We start from the raw sequence: 24,444 nt of genomic DNA, 5'->3' as shown, positions 1-24,444 counted from the left end.
GGCTCGTTGGAAGTTTGAGTTCATCGTCAAAATATGCAATTTCGCCATCAAGAAGGCATGGGCCAACTCGTAAAGGTTTCAGAAGCTCGACAATCTCCGGAAATAATGTTCCGAGGTTCAATTCGCTTTCCGAAGATCTCCACGCCACCCTGACCATCCAGAGGTGCCAGGGTGCGAACACCGTCCCATTTTATTTGATAGCCCCATTCTGAACCCTCCGGAATAACAGGAGAAGTTATAGGTGCCATCGGTACGTTAGGGAGAATCATACACGTTGATGGAATCATGCTGTTCCCTTAGCTGTCTTTTTGGTTGATTTACGTGTTTTCGGTTTTTTATCTCCCGGATCCGTTGGAGACTGCACTGCTTGCAATGACGCTTGTAATGCTGCCATCAGATCGATTACTTTGGTTGGACCGGTAGCTGCAGGAGCAGTTACTATATCTGGATTTTCGCCAGCAATTTTATCCTCAATAAGTTTGAGAAGTGCAATACGGTACTCATCCGTATATTTGCTGGCATCGAACGGCTCGCTAAGTTGCTCAACGAGCATTTTGGCCATCTCAAGTTCTTTGTCATTAATGACTACATTTTGCGGCAAATTCGGTACTTGACCTATATCTCTAATTTCATCTGGAAAATTCATCGTTTCAAGGCACAGGCAATTTTCCACGACTCTGATCGCAGCCAAGCTGCTCTTTCCTCGAATGTTAATTTTGGCGATCCCTATTTTTCCTGTTTGTTTAATTGCTTCCATTAATAATGTATACGCGCCAACGCCCGCCATGTCGGGAGATAAGTAGTAGTGTTTTACATAGTAAACAGGATCTATTTCTTGAAGATCAATAAAGTCTAATATTTTAATTGTTCTCGCTGATTCAGGCTTTATAGCATCTAATTCTGCTTCGTTGACTATTACAAATTTATCTTTGTCATATTCAAACCCTTTAATAATATCCTCAGGACCAATATCTTTATTACAATGGTTACACTTTTTATCATAACTAATTGGCATATTGCATTCTTTGTGTAATTGCCGAAAGTGTATATCTTTATCTTCTGTAGCAGCGTGCATCTTAACCGGTACATGGACAAGTCCAAAGCTAATAGCGCCTTTCCAAACCGTATGCATATTATTCACCTCATTCTTTTTCTATAAGATGAACATAAAGACGTATAGTTATACATTTCGAAAATAAGGAAGTTGTGATTTCAAATATTCACTAAACGCCATAAATAGCCATCTTTCATTTTAAACAGTGTGCCTAAAACACCTAATGTCCTAAAAGTTTCTATTTGCCCACTTTCATATTTATAATCTATTTCGTATGCAGCGTACATTCCAGTATTTCTAAAATGGGAAGATCTGAAGTCTATTTTTTCTCCATCTCTATAGCATACATTTCCTAATTTATAATCATACTCACAATTAATTCTGTATTCTTTTGCAATCCATTTATCAAATTTTTCATGTGTCGGTGTAGTCATTAACAAAATGATGAAAACTATAAACAGTCCTGTTAGGATTATTTTGATAGTTCTTCTTTTTTTCATATTCATAAATTTCTCCCCTCATACTAATTTACCAAATATACTTATTATATCCTAAAAATAAATACTGGTATCCTCGTATGGATAGAGCGTTAATTTATCATATGAGTTTTAATCTACTACGCTAATTTTCCATATTTAACATTATTAATGCAATTCAAAAGACATATCTTTCTTCACTATATATTTGTAACGACAGTAACAGAAACGTTTATTATTGTTATGTTACTCTTATAAAGGGATAACTTATTTCGGATGATAATGGAAAAATTAGCGGGAGAAAAGGGGAAAGATATGAGAAGGATGTACAGTAAATTTCTAATAGCTGTCATGATTTTAACGATGATTGGAAGCACGACGGTAGGAGCTGTTACAATGCAAGCTGCGCAGCCATCGAGTGGAAGGGATGAAATTCTGTCAAGCGTATCGGTGTTTGCAGGAAGTGGTGATTTTGATGATTGGGATGGATCAGCTAAGGAAGCTTCGTTCCGTATGCCGCAAGGAATTGCTGTAATGAAAGATGGTTCTATACTTGTGGCAGATAGTAGGAATCATCTCATCAGGCAAGTTAAGAATGGAGCAGTTTCTACTTATGCAGGTTTTATATTGGATACGGATGAGGCTGGAGTGCCGAGTGGAGGCTGGAATGACGGTGCTAAGCAAACGGCTGTATTCAATGGACTTTCGGGGATGGATACGGATATAGACGGCAATGTTTATATTGCTGATACAGATAACCATTTGATTCGTAAATTGTCCAAAGATGGCATGGTGTCTACGATTGCTGGAGATGGTATTTCTGGCAATACGGATGGAGTAGGTGCTGGGGCTAGATTTGATCAACCGCAAGATGTTGCAGTTGCAGCTGATGGGACGCTTTATGTTGCGGATACATTGAATCATTCGATTCGCCAAATAACTACGGATGGTCGAGTTACTACGCTGAACGCTTCATCTGATCGTGTTGTTGAAGTTATTGGGGGCTACCCAGTTCTGGCAGGTGACTATGCTGACGGGAAGTTATCGGCAGCGAAATTTAATGAGCCTACTAGCATTGCCATAGATAATAAAGGAAATTTGTATGTCAGTGATACAGGAAATCAAGTAATACGATATATAGATTTAGCGGAAGGTGTAGTGACGACAGTAGCTGGTTTACCACAAGGGAAACTGCCAGTATATGCGGATGGTGCACTATATGCTGCAGGTGGCTATGCGGAAGGATCTAGCTCAGAGGCTCGTTTTCATTCACCTCGAGGTATTGCCATAACAGAAGAACAAGGACTAGTTATTGCTGATAGTTTAAATCATTCGATTCGTTATTTAATGAATGGTCAAGTGAGTACCATTGCGGGTGTACCTACTCAGTTCGGTCAAGTAGATGGTATTAATGGTCAAAATTTAATTCATCGACCGACCGATGTAGCCGTGCTGCCTACTGGTAATTTGCTTATTGCCGATAGTTATAATAATAAGATTCGAGAATTAGAGTTTTATCAGCTTCCAAGTAATTTACCGCAAAATGGGCAAGTGAAGGTCGTGCTTCACGATCAAGTGATTAACTTTGACGCGCAGCCGGAAATTGTGAAAGGCCGTACGCTGATTCCGGTTAGAGCGCTAAGTGAAGCAATGGGGTATACGGTTGGTTTCAACGACGATGAACGTATATTTGAATTAACAAAAGGCGATGTAAAAGTAGTAATGGAAATTGGAAGTAAAGTTATTTCTATTATGAATACAGCTACAGGTAATAAACAACAATTAGAGATAGATGCAGCACCTTATATTAAAGCGGATCGTACTTATGTTCCTATTCGATTTTTCAGTGAAGCATTTGGAGTAGATGTGGCTTGGGATCAGCAGACGAAAACGGTTATTTTACGAGAGATAGCAGAAGCCGTAGAGAAGTTGCCACTAGCAGATCGCAATGGAAGAGCGGCAAAGCTAGAACAGATTAAAGGAACGGTCTGGATAAAGCAAGCAGGCGGTTCATTAACCTATCGAGCTTACGATGGCATAAGTCTTCATCAAGGTGATCATATCAGAACGGAGAATAATTCAAGCGCAGTTTTAAAAACGATTGATCGCAACGATGAAGTTACGATTGATGAAAATTCGGAGTTATATATTTCTAATTTAAATAACGCATCACAGGTCAAGCATACGAGCTTTGTTCTATGGAGTGGACTGGTTGGAGCTAGTGTGACCTCACTCGTTAATGCTAAGGATACATTCAAAATTTGGACGCCAACGGCTGAGACGAATGTTCGTGGAACAAATTTTATGGTTGGTGTTGATCCTGTTACGGGAGAGTCGAGACTATTTGTAAACAGTGGTCTTGTTCAGGCAGGCGGTAATGGTACCGGTCAGAGTTCAAATACCGTATATCCATCGCAGCAGTTGAGTTTTATTCCAGGATCAGGAGCTAATGATCCAGTTAGCCCGTATCCGATTGATCTAGCTGATATCGTTAATCAAGCTTCGCCAGCTGTCATCGAGGCATTGTTGAAGCAAAAGCAGAAGATTGATCAAGAAAATGAGGATATGTTACAAAAGATTAAGAATGGAGCAGCAGGATCTTACCCTAGTAATAATCCGTTAGGACAGTCTCCAGAAGATTTTGCACATTATCAAAATAATTTAAATAATCTGCTTGCTAATATTGCAAAGCAGGCTCTTGAGCAAAAGAAAATGGAAGAGGAAGGATTGAATAAGCTTTTAGGCTCAATTAATTCGCAAGCAGGTAGTAAAATCGATTTGGAGAATACTCCGCCATATCAATTATCGGAGCAACAAAAAAATCAGCAGCAATTACAAAGAAAATTAGAAGAACAGAGAAAGCTAGCTCAAGAGGAACAGAACAAGTTACGTGAGCAGGAGCGGCTAAAAGCAGCACAACAAGGCGCTATGTTGGAAAAAATTAAAGCAGAAAAAGATCGTTTAGAGCAAGGCAACAAGAAACAGCAAGAAGAGGCGATGAAACAAGCGGAACAATTATTAAAACAAAAACTACTAGAAGAACAAAAACAAAAATTCACACAATTACAGCAAGCGTTGGAACAGCAAAGGAAGCAGCAGGAAGAAGCGCAGCGTCCAAAAACGCCTACGCCAACACCATCAGTGTACTATATACCATCGCCTGATCCTGAGACAACACCGACTAACCATACACCTATCGTTAAGAAAGAGTTATCTGATAAGATGGTACACCCAGATGCAGGTGAGCAGTTCGAGTTAAATTTAAATGAAGTTTTCCACGATGAAGATGATGATATATTGACGTTCGACGTTTCATCGAGTAATCCTGCTATAGCAGAAGTTGAATTGTGGGAAGACAGCATCTTAATTGTTAGAATTAGTCCCGACCATATCGGCTCTACAACTATTACGATAACTGCAACTGATGGCCGAGGTGGAAAGGCTGTAACCTCTTTTGAAATTGGGGTTTATCCTACTATAGAATATTTAGGGGCAGAAACATCGCCAGAGTCTACTCAGCTTTATTGGGGTGGAGTTGGTTATGAGGATGAGCAAAGTCCGGAATATCACGTTTACGTAAACGATGAGCTATATGCTCCTACCATGGAAAGAACTATGGAACTAACAGGTTTAGAGCCGAACATAGAATACAGCGTGCGTGTAGTAGCGGTCGTTCAAGACCAGATTATCGCATTCGCTGATTATTCGTTTTTCATAATGGAAGATCAGGATTGAGCACCTGCTAATAATGCAACGTATCTGACATAGAAGACAAACTAGCTTGTCTTCTCTCCTAACTATTATTTCTGTAAGTGAAAAGAATAATCATGGTATACTTATAATAGATTTTGGAGAGAGGTGAAACGATTTGAATAGTGAAAACGAGTTGTGGAGCGGAAAGCCATTTAACTTTGGATTTCCCAGTTTTACTTCGTACAAACTGACGGATCGACGTCTTATTATTGAAAAAGGTTTTTTTACTAAGCGACGTGAAGAAATTCAGCTTTATCGTATTCGCGATATTTCTTTGAAGCGTAATTTGTTGGAGCGAGTGTTGGGATTTGGGGATATTATGATTCATTCGACAGATACAAGTAACCCGTCATATTTGCTGCGAAATGTGCGTCAAAGCACGGAAGTTAGTGATCAGATTGGTTTCGCTGTAGAAGAAGCAAGGCTTCGTTATCGTTCATATGAAGTTTCCGAAGTTGCTGTACCGACATAATGTGCAGAATGCAAATATTAGTTTTACAAAAAAATTAAATAGTGGATAGTTCCAACTTAAATACGTACAATCCAATCCATACGATAAATGCTAACTATGGAGGACAGGTTGCTAACTTTCTAGAGGAGAGGACTTTCGCTGTACAGCAAACAACAAAGAGGTTTCTCATAAGTTCATGTGAACTTGTGAGAAGCCTTTTTGTCGTTCGTTGCTTCGTCCATTAAACAGCATCTTTAATTTTAAAAATATAAAACCGGGTGACTAATGTTACTGATGACTTCGACTCTATTAGACTATAGTTTTTATAAGGAATGAGGAGAGGATGACAACTTTGAGTGTAACAGAAATGTGTGTAATCGTTCGAAACAGCGAAATTGCTTGTCATATATATGAACTAGTTTTAAAAGGTGAGCTTGTACAATTGATGCAAGAACCGGGTCAATTTGTACATGTAAAAGTAACTAACGAAACTACTCCTTTATTACGCCGCCCACTATCTATCGCCAACATCGACCATCACAATAATGAGTTTACGCTTATCTATCGAAAGCAAGGAAAGGGAACGGATATTTTAGCTACAAGAAAGCCCGGAGAATTAATAGATGTACTCGGACCACTTGGTCACGGATTTCCTATTACAGAAGCAAAAGCAGGGCAAACAGCACTCATCGTGGGTGGGGGAATTGGTGTGCCACCTTTGTATGAACTTTCGACGAGATTAGTGCAAGCTGGTGTGAAGGTTATTCATGTATTAGGTTTTCAGACAGCTAATGCTATATTTTATCGAGAAAAATTTGAACAATTAGGACAAACCTATATAGCGACGGACGATGGATCATGTGGAGAGAAAGGTTATGTTACGGACGTCATACAGCATTATGGACTTACAGGTGATATAGCTTATGCATGTGGACCGATTCCGATGTTGCAGTCTTTGAAGAATAAAGTGATGATTAAAAAGTTGTTTATATCATTAGAGGAGCGGATGGGATGCGGGATTGGTGCATGTTATGCTTGTGTTTGTAGAACAGGCGATTCTAATGGTGCTCTTTCGTACAAAAAAGTATGTAGTGACGGACCTGTGTTTGCTGCTGAGGAGGTTCAGTTATGAGTAGGTTAGCTATAAATTTACCTGGTTTGCAGTTGAAAAATCCAATTATGCCGGCATCGGGTTGTTTCGGTTTTGGACAAGAGTATAGTTCGTTTTATGATTTGAATAATTTGGGAGCAATTATGATTAAAGCAACTACTGCGCTTCCGAGATATGGAAATGAAACACCGCGCGTTGCAGAAACATCCGCTGGTATGCTGAACGCTATCGGATTGCAAAATCCTGGAATAGAACATGTTCTTGCTCACGAACTTCCTTGGCTTAATCAATTTTCTATTCCAATTATTGCTAATGTTGCTGGATCAACGGAGGAGGAATATGTTGAGGTTGCCCGTCGAATTTCGCAAGCACCCAATGTGCATGCCCTAGAATTAAATATATCGTGTCCGAATGTGAAACAAGGCGGAATCACTTTTGGTACTGATCCTGAAGTAGCAAAGCAATTAACGAAAAAAGTAAAAGAGGTAGCGGAAGTTCCTGTCTATGTAAAACTTTCACCTAACGTTACGAATATTGTAAATATGGCCAAAGCTGTTGTCGATGCTGGAGCAGATGGTTTAACTATGATTAATACTTTAGTTGGGATGAGTTTGGATATACGTACAGCTCAGCCGATTCTCGCTAACAAAATAGGTGGATTGTCTGGTCCTGCTATAAAACCAGTTGCTATTCGCATGATTTATGAAGTAAGTCAACAAGTGAATGTTCCTATCATTGGCATGGGAGGAATACAAACAGCAGAAGATGTTATCGAATTTCTCTATGCCGGAGCAAGTGCGGTTGCAGTCGGTACAGCAAACTTTGTAGATCCTTATGTATGCCCAAAACTGATTAATAGACTGCCACATCTATTGACGGAGCTTGGTTATGAACATATATCGGAATGTACAGGCAGGAGTTGGAAGAGATGAAGATAGGTAGATAGGTAGAAATGAAGATAGGTAGATAGGTAGATAAGCAGATGGTAGGACACAGGTATGTAAGTAAATGGATTTGTGAGAGACACCTACGAAATTGCGTGTGTATTATAGTAATGAAATAGTATAGAAACAGGACAACGGCTAAGTAGCTCGTCATCCTGTTTTTTTTTACTAAAAGTTAGTTAACCTTTGACAGAACCAGCAGTCATTCCTTCAATAGTATAGCGTTGTAAGAAAACATATAAGAGTAAAACCGGCAACGCCGCCATAATTAAATGTTCTTCTTTGTTTGGATAGACTAATAGTTCTGCTCCTTCTTCTATTTCTTTTATTCTACTACCCCTTAATTTTTCCGTCTGACTTAGTTTAGCCTATTCAGTACACCCCTTACTCCTATACAATAATAGATATAAACTTGCTAATTTTGATAGGATTTCATCCCTTTCTGACCATAAATTTCTGAAATTGGAAAATTACACGGACAAGAATTATAGGCCTATGGTAGGATGATGGGAAATTGTAGAATTTTGGAGGACGATATTTTGAAAAGATTAATGTTGATTATGATTGTAATTGTATTGGTTTTATCCTTAGTGATGCTACCTACTGCCACATATGCTGAAGTAGATCAAGTTTCGGACACTGATAAAATGGAGTCAATACGTTCAGGGATTGATAAACATGTAATAGACGGAATAAGCGATAATACGCTAAATTTATCTGCTACGGAAGCAATAATGTACTTAAACATCGATTCGGAATTAAATTTTCAGTATTTTAAGAGTCTTAGTGATAGTAACAAATTAGAATTAATGAATTCATTTGTTCAGGATAATTTTGGGGAAATTCTAGGAGTAAGTAATTGTTATACAATTGTAGTTTTTGATGGTCAAGCATATGCGCTTACTACCACTACCTACTATTCTAACATAAACAATCTAAGTCTTGAATATTATTCAGACGGACAATCACCCAACATAATGCCTGAAGCTAAGAAGAAAGCAGATGAAGAACAGAAGAAAGCTGATGAAGAACAGAAGAAAGCTGATGCAGAGAAGAAAAAGAAACAAGCTGATGAGAAGAAGAAGAAGGATGAAGCAAAGAAAAAGGCTGATGAAGCTAAGAAGAAAGCTGATGCAGAGAAGAAAAAGAAACAAGCCGATGAGAAGAAGAAGAAGGACGAAGCAAAGAAAAAGGCTGATGCAGAGAAGAAGAAGAAAGACGAAGCAAAGAAAAAGAAACAAGCAGAGGAAAATAAAAAACAAGCAGAAGCAAAGAAAAAAGCTCTAGCTAAAGAACTAAAGGCTAATAAGAATATACCGTTGAAAATAAAAAGTAAATCTGTTTCTTATAATTCTATTGGAATTCCTCAAGCCAATATTGAATACAAAAATGTAGGTACAAAAAAAATTATTGCCTTCGAAATAACAATAACATGTTATGATTCATATGGACGCTTACAAAGGCAAACGATTTCTAATAACAAAGCGTTTTATGGTATTTCACAAGGTGAAAATTTAAAAAGCGGCGAGAGTTCAAAGGCAACTTGGACGCTGAATCTTTTTGAAAATACTACTAAATTCAATGTCGTTGTAACATCGGTTTTATTCTCTGATAACAGTGTTTGGAGAAAAAAATAATCGAGTGAATATATGGTGCTTGATTACTTTTAATTAAAGCTGGACAGCTAATGAACGAAGAATTTTATCTAATCGTTGGAACGCTGAACTTATGTATGCGAGGAAAAAAACAGTTTTTACCTAATGCAGCAGCAACTCGAGCAGAAGCAGTAGTTATGATGCATCCCCAACGTTAGTTATTAATTCTAACTTGGGGCTGTTTTTTATACTATAGGATATGAAAGCTGGTCAAACAGCGTTAATGGTTGGTGGCGGAATTGGTGTACCAACTCTATACGAACTGTCGAGCAGATTAGTCGCATCTAGATTAAACGAGCAATCCGACTGTTAACCCAGCTTATAAAAAAACTTGTAGTGATGGTCCGGTATTTGCTGCAAAGGAGGTACTAATATAAGTAGGTTACAGAAAAACAAGGCGGTATTGCTTTTGGCACTAATCCGGATGTAGCTAAGTGGTTAACGAGTAAAGTAAAAAAAGTATCAGAAGTTCCTCTCTATGTAGAGCTATCGCTGAATGTGACCAATCTGCCCTCGGTTTATTTAATAATTTTATATGGATAAAATGTTTTTCAAAGATATAGCTTTCATGTTCGGTTACCAAAACCCCTTTTACTTCAGTAAACTGTTCAAACAAATAACAGGACAAACTCCCAAAGAACACAAAAAAGGCTGCTTAGAATAGCAGCTTCTTGCTATTTCAACTAAAAATATTACAAGTTTCTAATGATCTTACCAATTGCATTAATTCTGGATCTGCGAGGAATAAAAAGGATATAAAACAATAAATATTGTCCTAACTTCACACATTGTGTCGATGGTAGAATTGAAAGCGTATACCATGCATAAACATACAAAGGAGATATGAAATGAAACGAACGAAATTTTTATCAATATGTTTGGCAATTATGGTTGGTGTAACAAGCTTTATGCAAGCGCCACCGCAAACTGTACAAGCAGCATCCGAAACGACACCGATAGTTAAAAATACCTTTTGGGATAGACCTGTTATCGTACCCATCCCTAAAACGACTGCTGGTGTTGCCGACCCGGTTATAAGTTTGAATGGTGAGTGGGAAGCAACGACAGAAATAAACAGTGAAACATTAGGAGAAAAAGATAGTTTAAATGTAGAAAATCTTAAATGGAGACCGATTAAAGTTCCTGGAGAAATGAGCTTGCAGGGCTTTAATATTGAACAAGATAAAGAATATCCATATAAAAAAGAGATTGATATTCCGGCAGACTTTGCTGACAAAAAAATTATACTACGTTTTGATGCTGTATATAGTGATGCAAGATTATGGGTAAATGGTAAGTTTGTAAGAGAACATACTGGCGGATTTACTGCATGGAATGCCGATATAACAGAGTATGTTAAAGCTGGAGAAACGGCAGAGATTGTAGTAGGTGTAACAGATAAATCGGATGATATATCTGCTGCATCTAAATATGCTAAGCATAATATTGGTGGTATTCTTAGAAATGTTTCTATGATTGCACTACCAGAAGACTATGTAACTAGATTTCATGCAACGACAGATTTTGATGCTGAATATAAGGATGCAACACTGAATGTCATTCTAGCGATGGACTTTGATAAAAACGAAACAGCAGAAGTGTTGTTGAATTTAAAAGATCCACAAGGGAAGAAAGTAGATATATCGAATAATCGTGTGCAATTAGAGGCAACAAATCCAGGTCAAATAGTGAAAATTCCTGTGTCGGCTCCGCAAAAATGGGATGCTGAACATCCAAATTTGTATACTTTAGACGCTAGAATTGTTGTAGATAATAACGTATTACAAACCTTATCCAAAGAAATTGGTTTTAGAAAAGTAGAACGTGATGGTAAAAATGTTTATGTAAATGGAAATGAAGTGAAATTAAGAGGCGTTAATGCGCATGATGTGCATCCGGTTATGGGACGTGCAACGACAGACGAATTAGATGCTAGTCAATTGGAAATGTACAAATCTGCCAACGTTAACTTTGTGCGTACATCCCATTACCCTCGTACTGACGCATTCCTTGAAGCTGCTAATCGGATTGGTCTGTATGTAGAGGAAGAAACGGCAGTAGTATGGCAAGGTGGTCATGATGGGAATCAAATTACAGTTAATAATAAGGAATTTGAAGCGAGATATATGAATCAGTTAACTGAAATGATAGAGAAAGATTTATCCCACCCATCTATTATTATTTGGTCTTTAGGAAATGAAACGACTTGGGGAGAGAACATCCGTAATGAATTTGATTATGTGAGAGAGGAAGATCCTACTCGCTTAACTGTTTTTAGTTGGGGAGATAAAGTCGCAGATATATACAGTCAGCATTATCCAAGTATTGATGAAGTTAAGGAACCTTGGAAATATTCTGGAGATCAACCAGTATTATTTGATGAGTATGTTCATGTGAATAGTTATAACTTTGATACACAAAAACGCGATCCTGGTCTTCGTAATTATTGGGGCGAAAGTATTAAGCGATTTTGGGAAAATATATTTGAAACAGATGGGGCATTAGGCGGAGCAATATGGTCTTCACCAGACGATGTTTTTGAATCCGAGCTCCATGGAACTGTTGGATATGGAGAATGGGGGATTATTGATGGTTGGCGTCGAGAAAAACCAGAACATTGGTTAACGAAAAAAGCTTATTCACCTATCCGCATTGCGGATGAAGCTGTTGTTAATCCAGGAAACAATGAGCCACTAATTATTCCAATTAAAAACTGGTTTGATAGCACGAACTTAAATGAAGTTACTTTTGAATGGCAAGTTGGCAATGAAGCGGGTAAGGTAAATGGTGCAGATATTAAACCACATGAGAGTGGAAATTTAATCATACCAGCTCGACAGTGGACTGACGGAGAAATATTAAATATTAAAGTTAAAATAAATGATGAATTAGTAGATGAGTTTAATTTACCAATTGGGGATGCCATCAAAACATTTGCAGCTAATCCACAAGGAGCAGCTCCAGCAGTTGAAACTCTGGAAGATGAGATTATTGTAAAAGGAGATCACTTTCAAATTAATTTCAGTAAGCAAACTGGGATGATCACGAATGGTTCATATAACAGTGAGACGATTATTACTGGAGGACCGAGATTACATCTAGGTTATGCTAATTTGGATAAATGGTCGCTAACGAATATTAAATCGGCTCAATCTGCTAAAGAGGCAATTATTACAATTACAGGTAAGTATGGTAATGTCAATGTCGTATTTACGTTGAAAATTGATAATGCAGGGCTAATCACTAATGAATATACAGTGACCAATTTACCAGGTGGAGAAACAGAAGCAGGAATTATTTATAATTTGGTTGATAACGTGGACAAGTTTAGCTGGGATAGACAAGGATTATGGTCAGCTTATCCAGAGGATCATATTGGTCGAACGACTGGCTTTGCTAAGAAAGATGGCGGTCGTAAAAATGAGTATAAACAAGAGCCTACTTGGTCATGGTCAGAAGATACACAAGATTTCTTCCTCTATGGTGCTGGAGATAAAGGCGACCGTGGATCGAATGATTTCAGAAGTATGAAAGAAAATATTAATTACGGTTCTGTTATATTGAGAGATTCACAAAATAGACTTAGAGCAGAATCTTATGGAACAGATGCAGTTCGGATGATCACTTATAATACTGAGTTTATCGATGATCGCGATAGCCGAATTGTATATTCGTCAGGATGGGGCGAAAGTAATGGAAGTGCTGTATTCAAGGATAGTTTGAACGGAACAGAGAAATTTAGTAACGAAGCTGGAAAATCTGTAGAACTTACTTTCTCAGGTACTAGCATAAGTTTATATGGAGCTAAGAGCAACAATACAGGTAAATTTAATGTGTACATCGATGGTAAATTAGTGGATGAAAAGATCGATACGTACGCAACGGTTAAGCTCTATGAAAAAGTATTGTTTAACAAATCTGATTTAGAAAATGGAGAGCATACTATAAAAATAGAGGTAACCGGAGAGAAAAATAAGAATGCAGTAGATGCATTTATAGTAGTCGATGGATTTGAAGTATCGTCGCCAACTTCAGCAATGCTAGTAAACAATGAGTGGAGTTATAAAGATAATCATTACACTTGGGATTGGGGCAATTATATGCCGGAAGTGAAACTTTCGGATAAGTACTCTAATACGGTGAAAGTAAGATTAACAGATAACGATGATTTTGAGTATTACAGAGTGGATGATAATAACAATAACGTGAAATATAGCGGTACTTGGGGTGAACACGAGAGCGAATGGGGGATAAATCCAGGTTACAAAGGGACTGAACATTTCAGTAACGAGCCAGGTGCAACTGCTGAATATACTTTCAATGGTACACAAGTAAGATTGTTTGGCCATATGAGACCTGATATGGGTATAGCTGAAATTAAAATTGATGGAGAAACTGTTGGAGAAGTTGATTTGTATTCACCTACTAAACAGTATAGTGCACTACTTTTTGAAAGTAATAAACTTGAACTAGGTGAACATAAAATAGAAGTTAAAGTAACTGGTAAGAAGAATGAAAAAGCTAGCAATACTTATGTTATTGTTGATGCGTTTGAAAATGATGGTTTTGGTTTAGAGGGAAGAGTTTCAAAATCAGCTGTTCGTTTCGACAGCAACGGTGGGAGTGCAGTAGATTCCATTACGGTTGAAACTGGATCAAGGATAGCAGAACCACAAAAACCAGTAAATGGTAATCTCGAATTCCTTGGCTGGTATAAAGATGCAGAATTTGACGTAGCATGGGATTTTGCTAAAGATACAGTAGATGAAGATATCACACTGTATGCAAAATGGGAAGAAGATACTAAACCAACAGAACAGTTTATCGTTACATTCGAAAGTAATGGCGGTAGCAAGGTAGATACGAAGACGGTTAATAGTGGATCGAAGATAGCAGAACCAGCGAGACCAACAAAGAAAGATCATAAATTTATTGGCTGGTATAAAGATGCAGAATTTGACGTAGCATGGGATTTTGCAAATGATACCGTAGAAGCAGATATCACGCTATACGCAAAATGGGAAGAAGATACTACACCAACGGAACAGTTTACTGTTACATTCGAAAGTAATGGCGGTAGTAAAGTAGATACGAAGACGGTCTATAGTGGATCAAAAATAGCAGAACCAGCGACACCAACAAAGAAAGACCATAAATTCCTTGGTTGGTATAAAGACGCAGGGTTTGGTGAAGTTTGGGATTTTGCTAATGATACCGTAGATGCAGATATTACCTTGTACGCAAAATGGGAAGAAGATACTACACCAACAGAACAGTTTATCGTTACATTCGAAAGTAATGGCGGTAGCAAGGTAGATACGAAGACGGTTAATAGTGGATCGAAGATAGCAGAACCAGCGAGACCAACAAAGAAAGATCATAAATTTATTGGCTGGTATAAAGATACAGAATTTGACGTAGCATGGGATTTTGCAAATAATACAGTAGAAGAAGATATTACCTTGTACGCAAAATGGGAAGAAGATACTACACCAACAGAAACGGTTACTGTTACATTTGAAAGTAATGGTGGCATCACAGTAGATGATAGGATAGTTCAAAAAGGATCAAAGCTAGAAAACCTATCAAGTCCTACTAAAGTAGGTCATAACTTCTTAGGTTGGTACAAGGATAAAGAGTTGAAAGAAAAATGGAACGTTGAAACAGATACAGTAAAAGCAGATATCACGCTGTACGCAAAATGGGAGTTGAAATCAACACCAACACCAAACCCAACACCATCAATACCAACGCCAACAACTAAACCAAGCGATCCAAACACGATTCTGAAAGGGATTGGTGGTAAAGTAGAGGCAGAAGGATTAACGGTAAATGTACCTGCCAAAGCAGCGAATAGTGATGTACAAATTAAAATTAAAAAGTTAAAAGCAGAAGAAATTAAAAATGAGTGGAAATTACAACAAGAAAAATTAGTTGGTTCTGTTATTGAAGTTACTAAAAACACAAAAGGTTCTTTTGCAGCACCAATTACGATTACAATGAAGTTTGACCCTAAAACAGTTGATTCAACTAATACAAAACTAGTTATTGTTGGATTAGATGAGAAGACGAACAAATGGGTGGAACTAGATAATGTAAAAGTTAATTATATAACGGGAACAATTAGTGGCACGACAATGGATGTTACCAAGTTTGCAGTTATGAAAGAGCAACTAGAGATTAAACCAGAGATTAAACCAGTAGTAGAGTTAAAAGATATTGTAGGACATTGGGCTGAGCAAAATATTAACAAGCTGATTCGTTTAGGAGCAGTTAATGGTTTTGTAGATCAAACATTTATGCCAGATAGTAATGTAACAAGAGCACAATTTGTAACGATGCTTGTTAAAGTGTTGGACTTAGAAAAGTCATCCAAATTAAGAATGACAGATGTTAACGGACATTGGGCAGAGGATGCTATTGCAATGGCAGTAGAGCACGGATTTGTACAAGGTTTTGAAGATAAAACGTTTAGACCGGACGATGTTATTACGAGAGAGCAAATGGCTGTTATGCTTGTGAAGGCATTTGAGTTGGACCCTAAAGCAGGCGCGCTCGATAAGAAATTTAAAGATGCAACGAAGATTTCTAACTGGGCAGCATCTTATGTTGCTACAGCAGCAGAGCATGGTTTGTTGAGTGGTTTCAGCGATGGAACGATTAAACCGAATGCGAATGCAACTCGTGCACAAGCTGTAACTGTCATCATAAGAGCATTGGGGTTGTAACAATTAGATGCAATGATTGATAATGAATTGTTTTTGATCGTAGTGTAATGTAGTGTAGTGTGAAATGGTTGAATGGGCATTATCATTGGGCGTTCCCTTATGGGGCATGCACGGTGGTAATGTCTTTTATATGAACTGTCATTCCTTGCTTAATGCCATAAAGCTTGCTACTATGGGTGATGGGTAACCGGAATAATAACGTTGGATTTAATATAGGAGACAGGAGCATTATAATTCGATGAAAAAAGTGAAACTAGCTTTATTAGGTTGTGGACGTTTGAATGCGATAGTTGCTGAAGCACATGCTAATGGATATTTGCCAGAGTATGAGTTAGTAGGAGCTTATGGTAGAAATCCTTTGAAAACACAGACATTTGCCGAGCATTTCCAGTGCAAGCCATGTCATAGCATAGAAGAATTGCTAGCGTTAGAGCCAGATATTGTAGCGGAAGCTGCATCGCCAGAGGCTGTGAGAGATTATTCGGAAATAGTTTTACAAGGTGGAGCAAGCTTGGTTGTCATAACGATAGGGGTATTTGCAGATACTGCTTTTTATAATAGAGTGAAACAAACTGCGGTAGAAAATAAGCAAAAAATATATATTGCAAGTGGTGCTGTGGGCGGGTTCGATGTATTGCGTACGGCTGCGTTGATGAGCCCGATTAAAGCAACAATGACATCGAAGAAGTCACTACGTTCACTATCCTTCACCCCATTTTTCACAGAAGAACTACTTCAAATTACAGAACCAACACAAGTATTTAGTGGAACGACGAAGAAAGCGATCGAAGTATTACCTTTTCACTTTAATGTCGCTGTCGCTACAGCTTTGGCAAGTGCTGGTCCTGAACAGACTACGCTCAATATTGATGCTACTCCTAATTTCATAGGTGATGAGTACAAAATTGAAATTGAAGGAGAAGAAGTAAAAACCGATCTGAATATTTACTCCAGAACACCACGCATCGCTGGTTGGAGTATAGTAGCTGTACTTCGTAATATCGTGTCGCCTGTGGTGTTTTAGATCTACCATTTATCATGGATAAAATGTATACTTAATACAGATATACTAATATTCTATAGAAGGTGATTCACTTAAAAAAGTCAATAGTTGTCATAGTCATCATTTTATTATTTGTAGCTGTAATAACGAAACCTACGAAGGATGACTATATCGCTTGGGTAAAAGAAGAATTAAAGCAAGAGTTAAACGCAGAGATAAACAAAGGGAAAAATAAAGAAATAGGTAAGCAATTTGTAAATCTCGGCGTTAACATGGTTGGATCTTTCGTTGTAGACAACACCACTTCTTGTAAAGATTATTTACTCTTCAAAGTTTGCAATACTAATATTTTAGATTCGAAAGAGATGACCGCCCTTGGTCTATATAATAACTTTATTCGTTTGAAGTAAACGAGAAGTATAGTATTGCATAAGTAGATAAAACGTTTAAGAAACAGGGTCACAAGTGTAACAGCTTGCTATCCTGTTTCTTTGTTTTTTCTGATAGAATAACGGATTAACCTTTTACCGAACCTGCGGTCATTCCTTCAATAATATAGCGTTGTAAGAAAACATATAAGAGCAATACAGGTAATGCTGCCATAATTAAATCTGCGAATATATAGTGCCATTGTGATCCATACTGTGAAACGAAATAGAAGATAGAAAAGGGAATCGTATACATCGAACTGTCATTTATCAAAAACATCGGAATATAGAAGTCATTCCAAACAAACATAAATAGGAATACGGCTGTAGTCGCTAAACTTGGTTGCAATAAAGGAAGTACAATGGTAAAAAACGTTCTACTGGCGCCAGCTCCATCTACTGTAGCAGCTTCGTCCAACTCCCGAGGTACCCCTTTCATAAAACCAGTCATAATAAAGATGGCAAACGGGATTAGCAAAGCGGTATAGTACAGCACTAACCCATAGTACTCTCCATATATATGAAGGGAACGCATCACTTTAATCGTTGGAATCATACTTGGCGGAGCGATAAGTCCGACAACGCATAAAAAATACAGCAGATTCGTCCACCAAACATTGCGCCTAGCAATAATATAAGTAGCCATCGATGCCATAATTAAAATAGTAATGACAGAGAAAAGCGTTATAATGGTACTGTTAATAAACCCTCGCAACATATTGCCTTTGACAAACACTTCCGCATAGTTGCTAAAATTCCAAGACGTTGGCAACTGCAAATTCATTTGTGCTGCTTCCGCAGGAGATTTGACAGACCCGAGAAAGACCATCACCAGTGGAATAATAATAATTAAACTAAGGATTAACATAATAATGGTGCGAATCCAAGCTGCTGCCGTATACTTTTGTGTATGGGAAGAAAGGGTAGCTTGTTTGCTCATGCTTCCATCTCCTTTCTGCGAGTGAAAAATAAAATAAGCAGCGCTGCAGCAGTAATAATGAGAAAGAGTATTAAGTTAGCAGCAGTACCATAGCCATACATTCCACGTCCAAACTGTTTCAGTACAAAACTGTTCATTACTTCGGTAGAATCGCCAGGTCCCCCTTTGGTCATGACAAAAATAAGATCAAACACTTTTAGCGAAGTGACGGTGGAATAGACGATATTAATCGTAAAAGAAGGTGCAACAAATGGAATGAGAATACTCTTTAACCGTTGCCAGTAAGTAGCGCCATCTATTTCAGCAGCTTCTAACATATCTTTAGGAACTGTTTGTAATCCAGCTAAGTAAATTGCCATAGAAAAACCAGTTGATTGCCAAACACCTGCCATAATAACGGAATATAACGCTATATCCGCATTACCTAACCATTCTTGTTGCAGAAAACCTAAACCGATGGTGGATAAAAATTGATTTAGTAAACCTGTCGGATGATAAATACTAGTAAACATATAACCAACGATCAAGGCACTTAATATCATCGGTGTAAAAAAGATAGCACGTAGTAGTGTTTTACCAGGCATGACAGAATTAAGCACAAGTGCTAGACCAAAACCAAAAACGTTTTGTAACACCGTTACTAGTGCAGCATAAATAAATGTATGCTCTAGCGCATTCCAAATTTCACCGGATTGGAAAAGCATCCGAAACTGGTCGAAGCCGATAAAGCGAATATCAGTATCCCGTAGTAGATTCCAATCTGTAAAAGAATAATAAAAGCCAGACAACGTAGGGAATAGATATAACACGCCAAAAATAATTAAAAAAGGAAGGATAAACCATGCCGGATAGCGTAGTTTGATCAGTCGTTTACCCAATGTACTTTCCACTCCTTACTAGTCTTAGTATAAAGCTACTATGCCTGTTTGCATCTAGGTAAGCATGAAGCATACAGGCATAGTTGTTAAAGCTATATTTAGTTCGTAAACTCTGCTGCTCCCGCATTTTTAGCTGTTTCTTCCATACGTTGTTGCACCACTTGTGCTACTTCCGCAGGCGTTTTCTTCCCACCATAAAGGTCTTGCATTAGAAACTCATAATCAGGGAACGTATAACGTACGCCAGAGTTGAAACTGACTCTAGCATTTCCTTGCTCTAATAACGTATACATTTCTGCAGTACCAGGATTTAGTTCCGCTTCTACACCCGAAAAGGAAGGAATTCCTTTAATAAGGTTGTTGTATTCGTTTTGTCTGTCAGGATCAGCGATAAAACGTAAAAACTCAACAGCTGCGGCTTCATTTTTGCTATCTTTAATGGCGTAAGCTACAATTGGTGGTAAATATCCGGTATAGTTATCACCTTCACCATCCCAAGGAACAGGGAACATGCCAATCGGCGCATTTGGAAAACGTTCTAGTATAATTGGTATTGCCCAGTCTGCATTGACGATCATAGCGGACTTCCCAGTAGCCACTTGTTCAATGGACATATCGTAAGTAGCAGAAAATAAATCACTATTGGTGTAGCCTTTTTCATGTATTTCTAATTGTGCTGCAAGCATTTTTTCATATTCAGGTAAGTCAGTAAATTTCAATTGATTGGTGTTGATTTTGTCTAGTACATCCGGTTGTTTTTTAATAATGTTACTAAATGCACCTAGCGTATAGACTTGTAGAGGCCAAGCATCTTTACCAGCATCGTAAAATGGCGTAACGCCAGCTGTTTTTAACTTTTCCGCTGCTGCGAGCAGTTCCTCATGCGTATGTGGAATTTCAATTTGATGTTCTGCAAACACATCTTTGTTATAAATAATACCGGTTACGTTTAACGTGGTGACAGGTAGCCCATATATTTTGCCTTGCCCCATGGCAGCGAGATCATCTTTTACGACAGAAACAACTCTAGTAATCATTTCTTCATCCGTTAATTCGGCGAAGTTTTTCTCTGGTTGTAGCAAGGCGCCTTTCGCTCCTTCTCCCCAGTAAAATAAAACGTCAGGCAAATCACGAGTAGCAAGCCGAGTATTTACTAAGTTGCTGTACTGTCCATCAGGTACACTTTGCACATCTAACTTGTTGCCCGTTTCTTCTTCATAAGCATCGATAAAAAATTGCAATTTGCGACCTTCTATCCATTCCGTGTTCATTAGCACTTTGAGTGTTACCGGTTTTTTAGTTTCCCCTTTTGTATTATTACTCTTAGCTGAAGAATTGGATTGGTTGTTGTTGGAACTATTGGAACTGTTGGAATTACTACTGCAAGCGACAGAAAAAATCATTAAGCCTACTAGCAAAAAAGTAACGATACTACGTTTTGTTTTCATGATTTCTAATTTCCCCCTCATAAAAAATAATTTGCAACCCTCTGTTTACTTAAATTTTGCTAAAGTTTATATAAGAGTTTATAATTATTTTAACCGCTTTCATTGCTAACGTACATGGAACATCTCTTTTAAAAAACTTGTAGTTTTTCGTTTGTATCTCAAAATTATCTCAAAGGAAGAAAACAATGAAACGACGCACGCCAAGTCTTCGGACGAAATTATTTGTTTCCTATTCGCTTATTATTTCATTTATTATTTTGCTGTTAGTGGTTATCTTTTATTACCAAATGTACGGATCGGTATGGGAACGATGGAATGATTCTTCCAATCAATTACTGCAACGCATCGATACATCGATGTCGCAATTAGTGAAAGATATGGATCGTATTTCGGCACAAATCATTTTTAACGCAACGGTTAACACAGAATTTAGAAACTTAGCAGCTCAGCCTTCTCCTTACGAAATGGTAGAGATTAGAAAACGGATGGAAGAAATATTAATTACGCTCAATGGACCATCCTATATTGCCCAGCAAATAAATGTGTTTAATGATGAAGGGCATTTTATCGGTGTAGGTTTAAAACGTAATGTTGTATCTGATTTAGTAGATAGAGTGCTAGATGCAGATTGGTTAGCGCAAGTAAAACAGTTAAATGGTGACAAATGGTTGAGTCCGCCAGGGTTAGATCCATGGTATGACTCGGATACGGCTGTGTTTTCCTTAACTCGTCTATTCCCTGACAATAGGTTATATGCTCCGCAATATGTGGAAGTACAACAGAAATATGAGTTAATAGAACAAATTGTTGGAGAGGCTAGCCAGCAAGCAGATAGAAGTATTTATATTGTTGATGAACATGGTCGTCAGTTTTATCCACTGGCAACGGATGCTACGTCTGCGTTTGATGAGGATGTGATCGTAGGAACAGTGATGGATGAAATGGAAGAGAAAACGATAGTTTATGAGGGGAAAGAGTTTATTGCTCGTTCTATCCGTTCTTCTTATACGGGACTCACCGTTACTGCGATTCAAAATAAACAACAGGTACTAGAGCCAATAACGGAATTGCGTAATTTAACGATTGGAGTAGGAGTAGCGGCTGAATTGCTAGCATTGCTCATCGCATATGTTGTCTCGTTTAATATTGCTGCGCCAATTCGAATTATTCATCGTGATATTCGCAACTTTGAGTTAAATAATTTGAATGCCAAGTGGCCGATTACTACGAAATATTACAAAAATGCATCCATAGAAATGCAGCAGTTATTTGATGCTTATGTTGTCATGAAAGAGCGGTTAAACCAGTCTGTGACGGAGTTAATCGAAGCGCAGAAGCGTGAAAATGTCGCCCATACAAGAGCATTGCAAACACAATTACAACCTCATTTTATGTATAACACATTGACTTCGATTGGCATGTTAGCAGAGTTATCAGATGCGAAGGAAGCGGCTAGTATGTGCTATAAACTGGTTCGAATGATGGAATATATAGGTAGACCGATGGAAGAAGATTATACGATAGCGGAAGAAGTAGCATTTACGACAAACTATTTAGAAATGATGAAAATGCGGTATCAACAGTACTTTACATATGACATAGAAATTGATCCGCTTGTTGCTACATATTTTATTCCTAAGCTTGTTTTACAACCGTTAATTGAAAATTGTTTTGAGCATGGTTTTCGATCTATTCATCCTCCATGGTACGTTAAAATAATCGTCGCTTTACGACACGATAATCCGCATGATTGGTATATACAAATAGTAGATAATGGTTCAGGATTTTCAGAACAAGCGATGATTTTGAGTCAACAAACGATAACAGAATTAAACGAAGGACAATACGAACAGGTAGCGCACCTTAGTCAAAAAGGGATTGGCGGCATTGGGATGGAAAATGCACTTACTAGAATAGCGTTATTTTACAAAGAATCGGTTCAGTTTTCAGTAGTGAATTTGCTAGAAGGTGCTGAAATAAGGATAAGAGTGAACGATAAAGAAAAGGAGTATTGATAGGATGTTTAGAGTGGTTATAGTAGAAGATGAACCGTTAATTTTACAAAGTATACGAGAAAAAATAACGAGCATGGACAATCAGTTTAAAATAGTCGGGGAGTATGAAAATGGAGAGTATGCCTTGTTTGAGCTAGATGTACTTAAGCCCCATTTATTAATAACGGATGTTAACATGCCAGTGATGGATGGAATCCAATTAATTGAGCATGTAAAAATACGATATCCAGAGATGTTATGTACTATTATTACAGGCTATCGTGATTTTGAAATTGCGCATCAAGCACTACAATTGGGAGTCAATCATTTTTTAATTAAACCTCCTACGGCTGACAATATTGCTCCTTTTTTAAAACAGGTGAAACAAACACTATATGCTAATCAGCAGTTAATCGAAGAGGAGTTACTGCAACAATTTACGTTAACAAGTACAGCTCGTTCGCAGCAGCTCTCTAGCTTATTTACTATGCAAGAATACTTTTATTATGCTTATTATATTGTAGTTTGCATATGGCAGCCTATAGAGAAAAAACGGTTGATGCAAGTAGATGTATACGATGACGTGTTAAAAGAGACGTTGGAAAATGGTGAGAAAATTTATAATACCTATAATCGAGCGTCCAATGAAAAATTATACGTAGTTGGTGTATACAGCGTGGGTGAACAACGCTTGAACCGTTTGAAGCAACAATTATCGAGTGTAGCGGATCATAATGTCGCTATTACTATAGCGATGACTCATCAACTACAAACCAATCTGCATGGTACATTGCACAAAGTAAGAAAAACAGCGATGTTACGTTTCCCTTTTGAAGGATCATATATTGAGGTGATAGATGCTGAACCTGTTGTATTGGATAACTTACTTTTACCGATAGCAGAAACGACACAAAAGCAACTCGTTATTTATTTGACCATGTCACAAAAGCAGCTTTTTTTAGATGCTCTATTTGAGGTGCTGCAAGATGTGAAGTGGCAAGAAGCTAGCAGAAAACAATGGAGTGAAACCCTCTCATTTTTATTTCATTATCTACAACAGCATCAAAGCAAGGAAGGTAAGGAAATTGTAGCAAATCGTGAAGCTAGTTATGCATACTGGATTAATGAGGCAGAAGAAATTGTTTTTTCGGCAGATGACCAGCAGGAAGCAATTCAACTTGTATTAGAATTATTCGGTTATTATATCGATACTTACTATAGTGATATTTCAGTAGACGAAGGCTGGACGGTAGAACTTAAAACTTATTTAGAGAGTCACTTTACAGAAAACATTACACTTGCCGATTTGGCACAACGTTTTAATAGAAGTGCATCTAACTTGGGTAGAATATTCAAGCATAAATATAACTATAGTCCAATCGATTACTTAATTCACATTAGAATAAAGCAAGCGAAGCATCTCATTAAAACACAACCTCGTTTGTTTTTTAAAGATATTGCCTTCATGGTTGGTTACCAAGACCCTTTTTACTTCAGTAAATTGTTCAAACAAATAACAGGACAAACTCCCAAAGAATACAAAAAAAGCTGTATGGAATAACTGCTTTTTATTTTGGAGTA

General features: G+C 37.7%; 17 protein-coding genes and 2 pseudogenes. 14 read left to right on the top strand and 5 right to left on the bottom strand.

Features of this window, described 5'->3' with window-relative positions; genetic code table 11:
* Window positions 1-283: 283 nt before the first annotated feature.
* Entirely contained in the window at window positions 284-1,132 is an 849-nt protein-coding gene (gene ku, locus ACFSTH_RS06720) for a non-homologous end joining protein Ku (protein WP_377770909.1), read from the bottom strand.
* Between the two features lie 80 nt (window positions 1,133-1,212).
* The gene (locus ACFSTH_RS06715) at window positions 1,213-1,560 is read right to left on the bottom strand and encodes a hypothetical protein (protein ID WP_377770907.1); all 348 of its coding nucleotides are present in this window, start codon (window positions 1,558-1,560) and stop codon (window positions 1,213-1,215) included.
* Between the two features lie 246 nt (window positions 1,561-1,806).
* Here ACFSTH_RS06715 and ACFSTH_RS06710 point away from each other — a divergent pair, with 246 nt between their 5' ends.
* From ACFSTH_RS06710 to ACFSTH_RS06655, 12 genes and pseudogenes are all read left to right on the top strand, one after another.
* Window positions 1,807-5,265, top strand: a complete 3,459-nt coding sequence (locus tag ACFSTH_RS06710) for a stalk domain-containing protein (protein ID WP_377770905.1) — start codon at window positions 1,807-1,809, stop codon at window positions 5,263-5,265.
* Between the two features lie 133 nt (window positions 5,266-5,398).
* Window positions 5,399-5,755, top strand: coding sequence for a PH domain-containing protein (locus ACFSTH_RS06705; RefSeq protein ID WP_377770903.1), 357 nt, complete (start codon window positions 5,399-5,401; stop codon window positions 5,753-5,755).
* A 346-nt stretch (window positions 5,756-6,101) separates the two neighbouring features.
* Window positions 6,102-6,866, top strand: coding sequence for a dihydroorotate dehydrogenase electron transfer subunit (locus ACFSTH_RS06700; RefSeq protein WP_377770978.1), 765 nt, complete (start codon window positions 6,102-6,104; stop codon window positions 6,864-6,866).
* Window positions 6,863-7,777: a dihydroorotate dehydrogenase gene (locus tag ACFSTH_RS06695; RefSeq protein WP_377770901.1), complete on the top strand. Its 915-nt coding sequence runs from the start codon at window positions 6,863-6,865 to the stop codon at window positions 7,775-7,777. Before ACFSTH_RS06700 ends, ACFSTH_RS06695 begins: the two co-directional genes overlap by 4 nt.
* 551 nt (window positions 7,778-8,328) lie before the next feature.
* Window positions 8,329-9,426: a hypothetical protein gene (locus tag ACFSTH_RS06690; protein ID WP_377770899.1), complete on the top strand. Its 1,098-nt coding sequence runs from the start codon at window positions 8,329-8,331 to the stop codon at window positions 9,424-9,426.
* A 50-nt stretch (window positions 9,427-9,476) separates the two neighbouring features.
* Window positions 9,477-9,602, top strand: coding sequence for a hypothetical protein (locus tag ACFSTH_RS06685; protein WP_377770897.1), 126 nt, complete (start codon window positions 9,477-9,479; stop codon window positions 9,600-9,602).
* 38 nt (window positions 9,603-9,640) lie between these two features.
* Window positions 9,641-9,727: pseudogene (locus ACFSTH_RS06680) on the top strand (NAD-dependent dihydroorotate dehydrogenase B electron transfer subunit); the annotation flags it as partial.
* Window positions 9,728-9,755: 28 nt separating this feature from the next.
* Window positions 9,756-9,821 (top strand): annotated as a pseudogene (locus ACFSTH_RS06675) (iron-sulfur cluster-binding protein); the annotation flags it as partial.
* A 158-nt stretch (window positions 9,822-9,979) separates the two neighbouring features.
* Window positions 9,980-10,108 (top strand): helix-turn-helix domain-containing protein, encoded by a 129-nt coding sequence (locus ACFSTH_RS06670; RefSeq protein WP_377770895.1) that lies wholly within the window; start codon window positions 9,980-9,982, stop codon window positions 10,106-10,108.
* 184 nt (window positions 10,109-10,292) lie between these two features.
* Complete coding sequence (locus tag ACFSTH_RS06665; RefSeq protein ID WP_377770893.1) at window positions 10,293-16,172, top strand: InlB B-repeat-containing protein; 5,880 nt, start codon at window positions 10,293-10,295, stop codon at window positions 16,170-16,172.
* Between the two features lie 238 nt (window positions 16,173-16,410).
* On the top strand, window positions 16,411-17,196 hold the full coding sequence (locus tag ACFSTH_RS06660) for an aspartate dehydrogenase domain-containing protein (RefSeq protein ID WP_377770891.1): 786 nt from the start codon (window positions 16,411-16,413) through the stop codon (window positions 17,194-17,196).
* Window positions 17,197-17,258: 62 nt separating this feature from the next.
* Window positions 17,259-17,585 (top strand): DUF4359 domain-containing protein, encoded by a 327-nt coding sequence (locus ACFSTH_RS06655; protein WP_377770889.1) that lies wholly within the window; start codon window positions 17,259-17,261, stop codon window positions 17,583-17,585.
* Between the two features lie 106 nt (window positions 17,586-17,691).
* Here the strand turns inward: ACFSTH_RS06655 and ACFSTH_RS06650 are convergent, their stop codons facing one another.
* The 3 genes from ACFSTH_RS06650 to ACFSTH_RS06640 form a co-directional block, all read right to left on the bottom strand.
* Window positions 17,692-18,543: a carbohydrate ABC transporter permease gene (locus ACFSTH_RS06650; protein WP_377770887.1), complete on the bottom strand. Its 852-nt coding sequence runs from the start codon at window positions 18,541-18,543 to the stop codon at window positions 17,692-17,694.
* Window positions 18,540-19,421, bottom strand: coding sequence for a carbohydrate ABC transporter permease (locus tag ACFSTH_RS06645; RefSeq protein ID WP_377770885.1), 882 nt, complete (start codon window positions 19,419-19,421; stop codon window positions 18,540-18,542). Before ACFSTH_RS06645 ends, ACFSTH_RS06650 begins: the two co-directional genes overlap by 4 nt.
* 98 nt (window positions 19,422-19,519) lie before the next feature.
* Window positions 19,520-20,869, bottom strand: coding sequence for an ABC transporter substrate-binding protein (locus ACFSTH_RS06640; protein WP_377770883.1), 1,350 nt, complete (start codon window positions 20,867-20,869; stop codon window positions 19,520-19,522).
* Window positions 20,870-21,054: 185 nt separating this feature from the next.
* On the opposite strand from ACFSTH_RS06640, the gene ACFSTH_RS06635 reads away from it, so the two are divergent.
* On the top strand, window positions 21,055-22,884 hold the full coding sequence (locus tag ACFSTH_RS06635) for a sensor histidine kinase (protein ID WP_377770881.1): 1,830 nt from the start codon (window positions 21,055-21,057) through the stop codon (window positions 22,882-22,884).
* A 4-nt stretch (window positions 22,885-22,888) separates the two neighbouring features.
* Window positions 22,889-24,424: a response regulator transcription factor gene (locus ACFSTH_RS06630; RefSeq protein WP_377770879.1), complete on the top strand. Its 1,536-nt coding sequence runs from the start codon at window positions 22,889-22,891 to the stop codon at window positions 24,422-24,424.
* Window positions 24,425-24,444 lie beyond the last annotated feature (20 nt).

The sequence above is a fragment of the Paenibacillus yanchengensis genome (assembly GCF_042684845.1).
Lineage (GTDB): Bacteria > Bacillota > Bacilli > Paenibacillales > Paenibacillaceae > Pristimantibacillus > Pristimantibacillus yanchengensis.
This window is presented reverse-complemented; position numbering and strand designations above follow the sequence as displayed.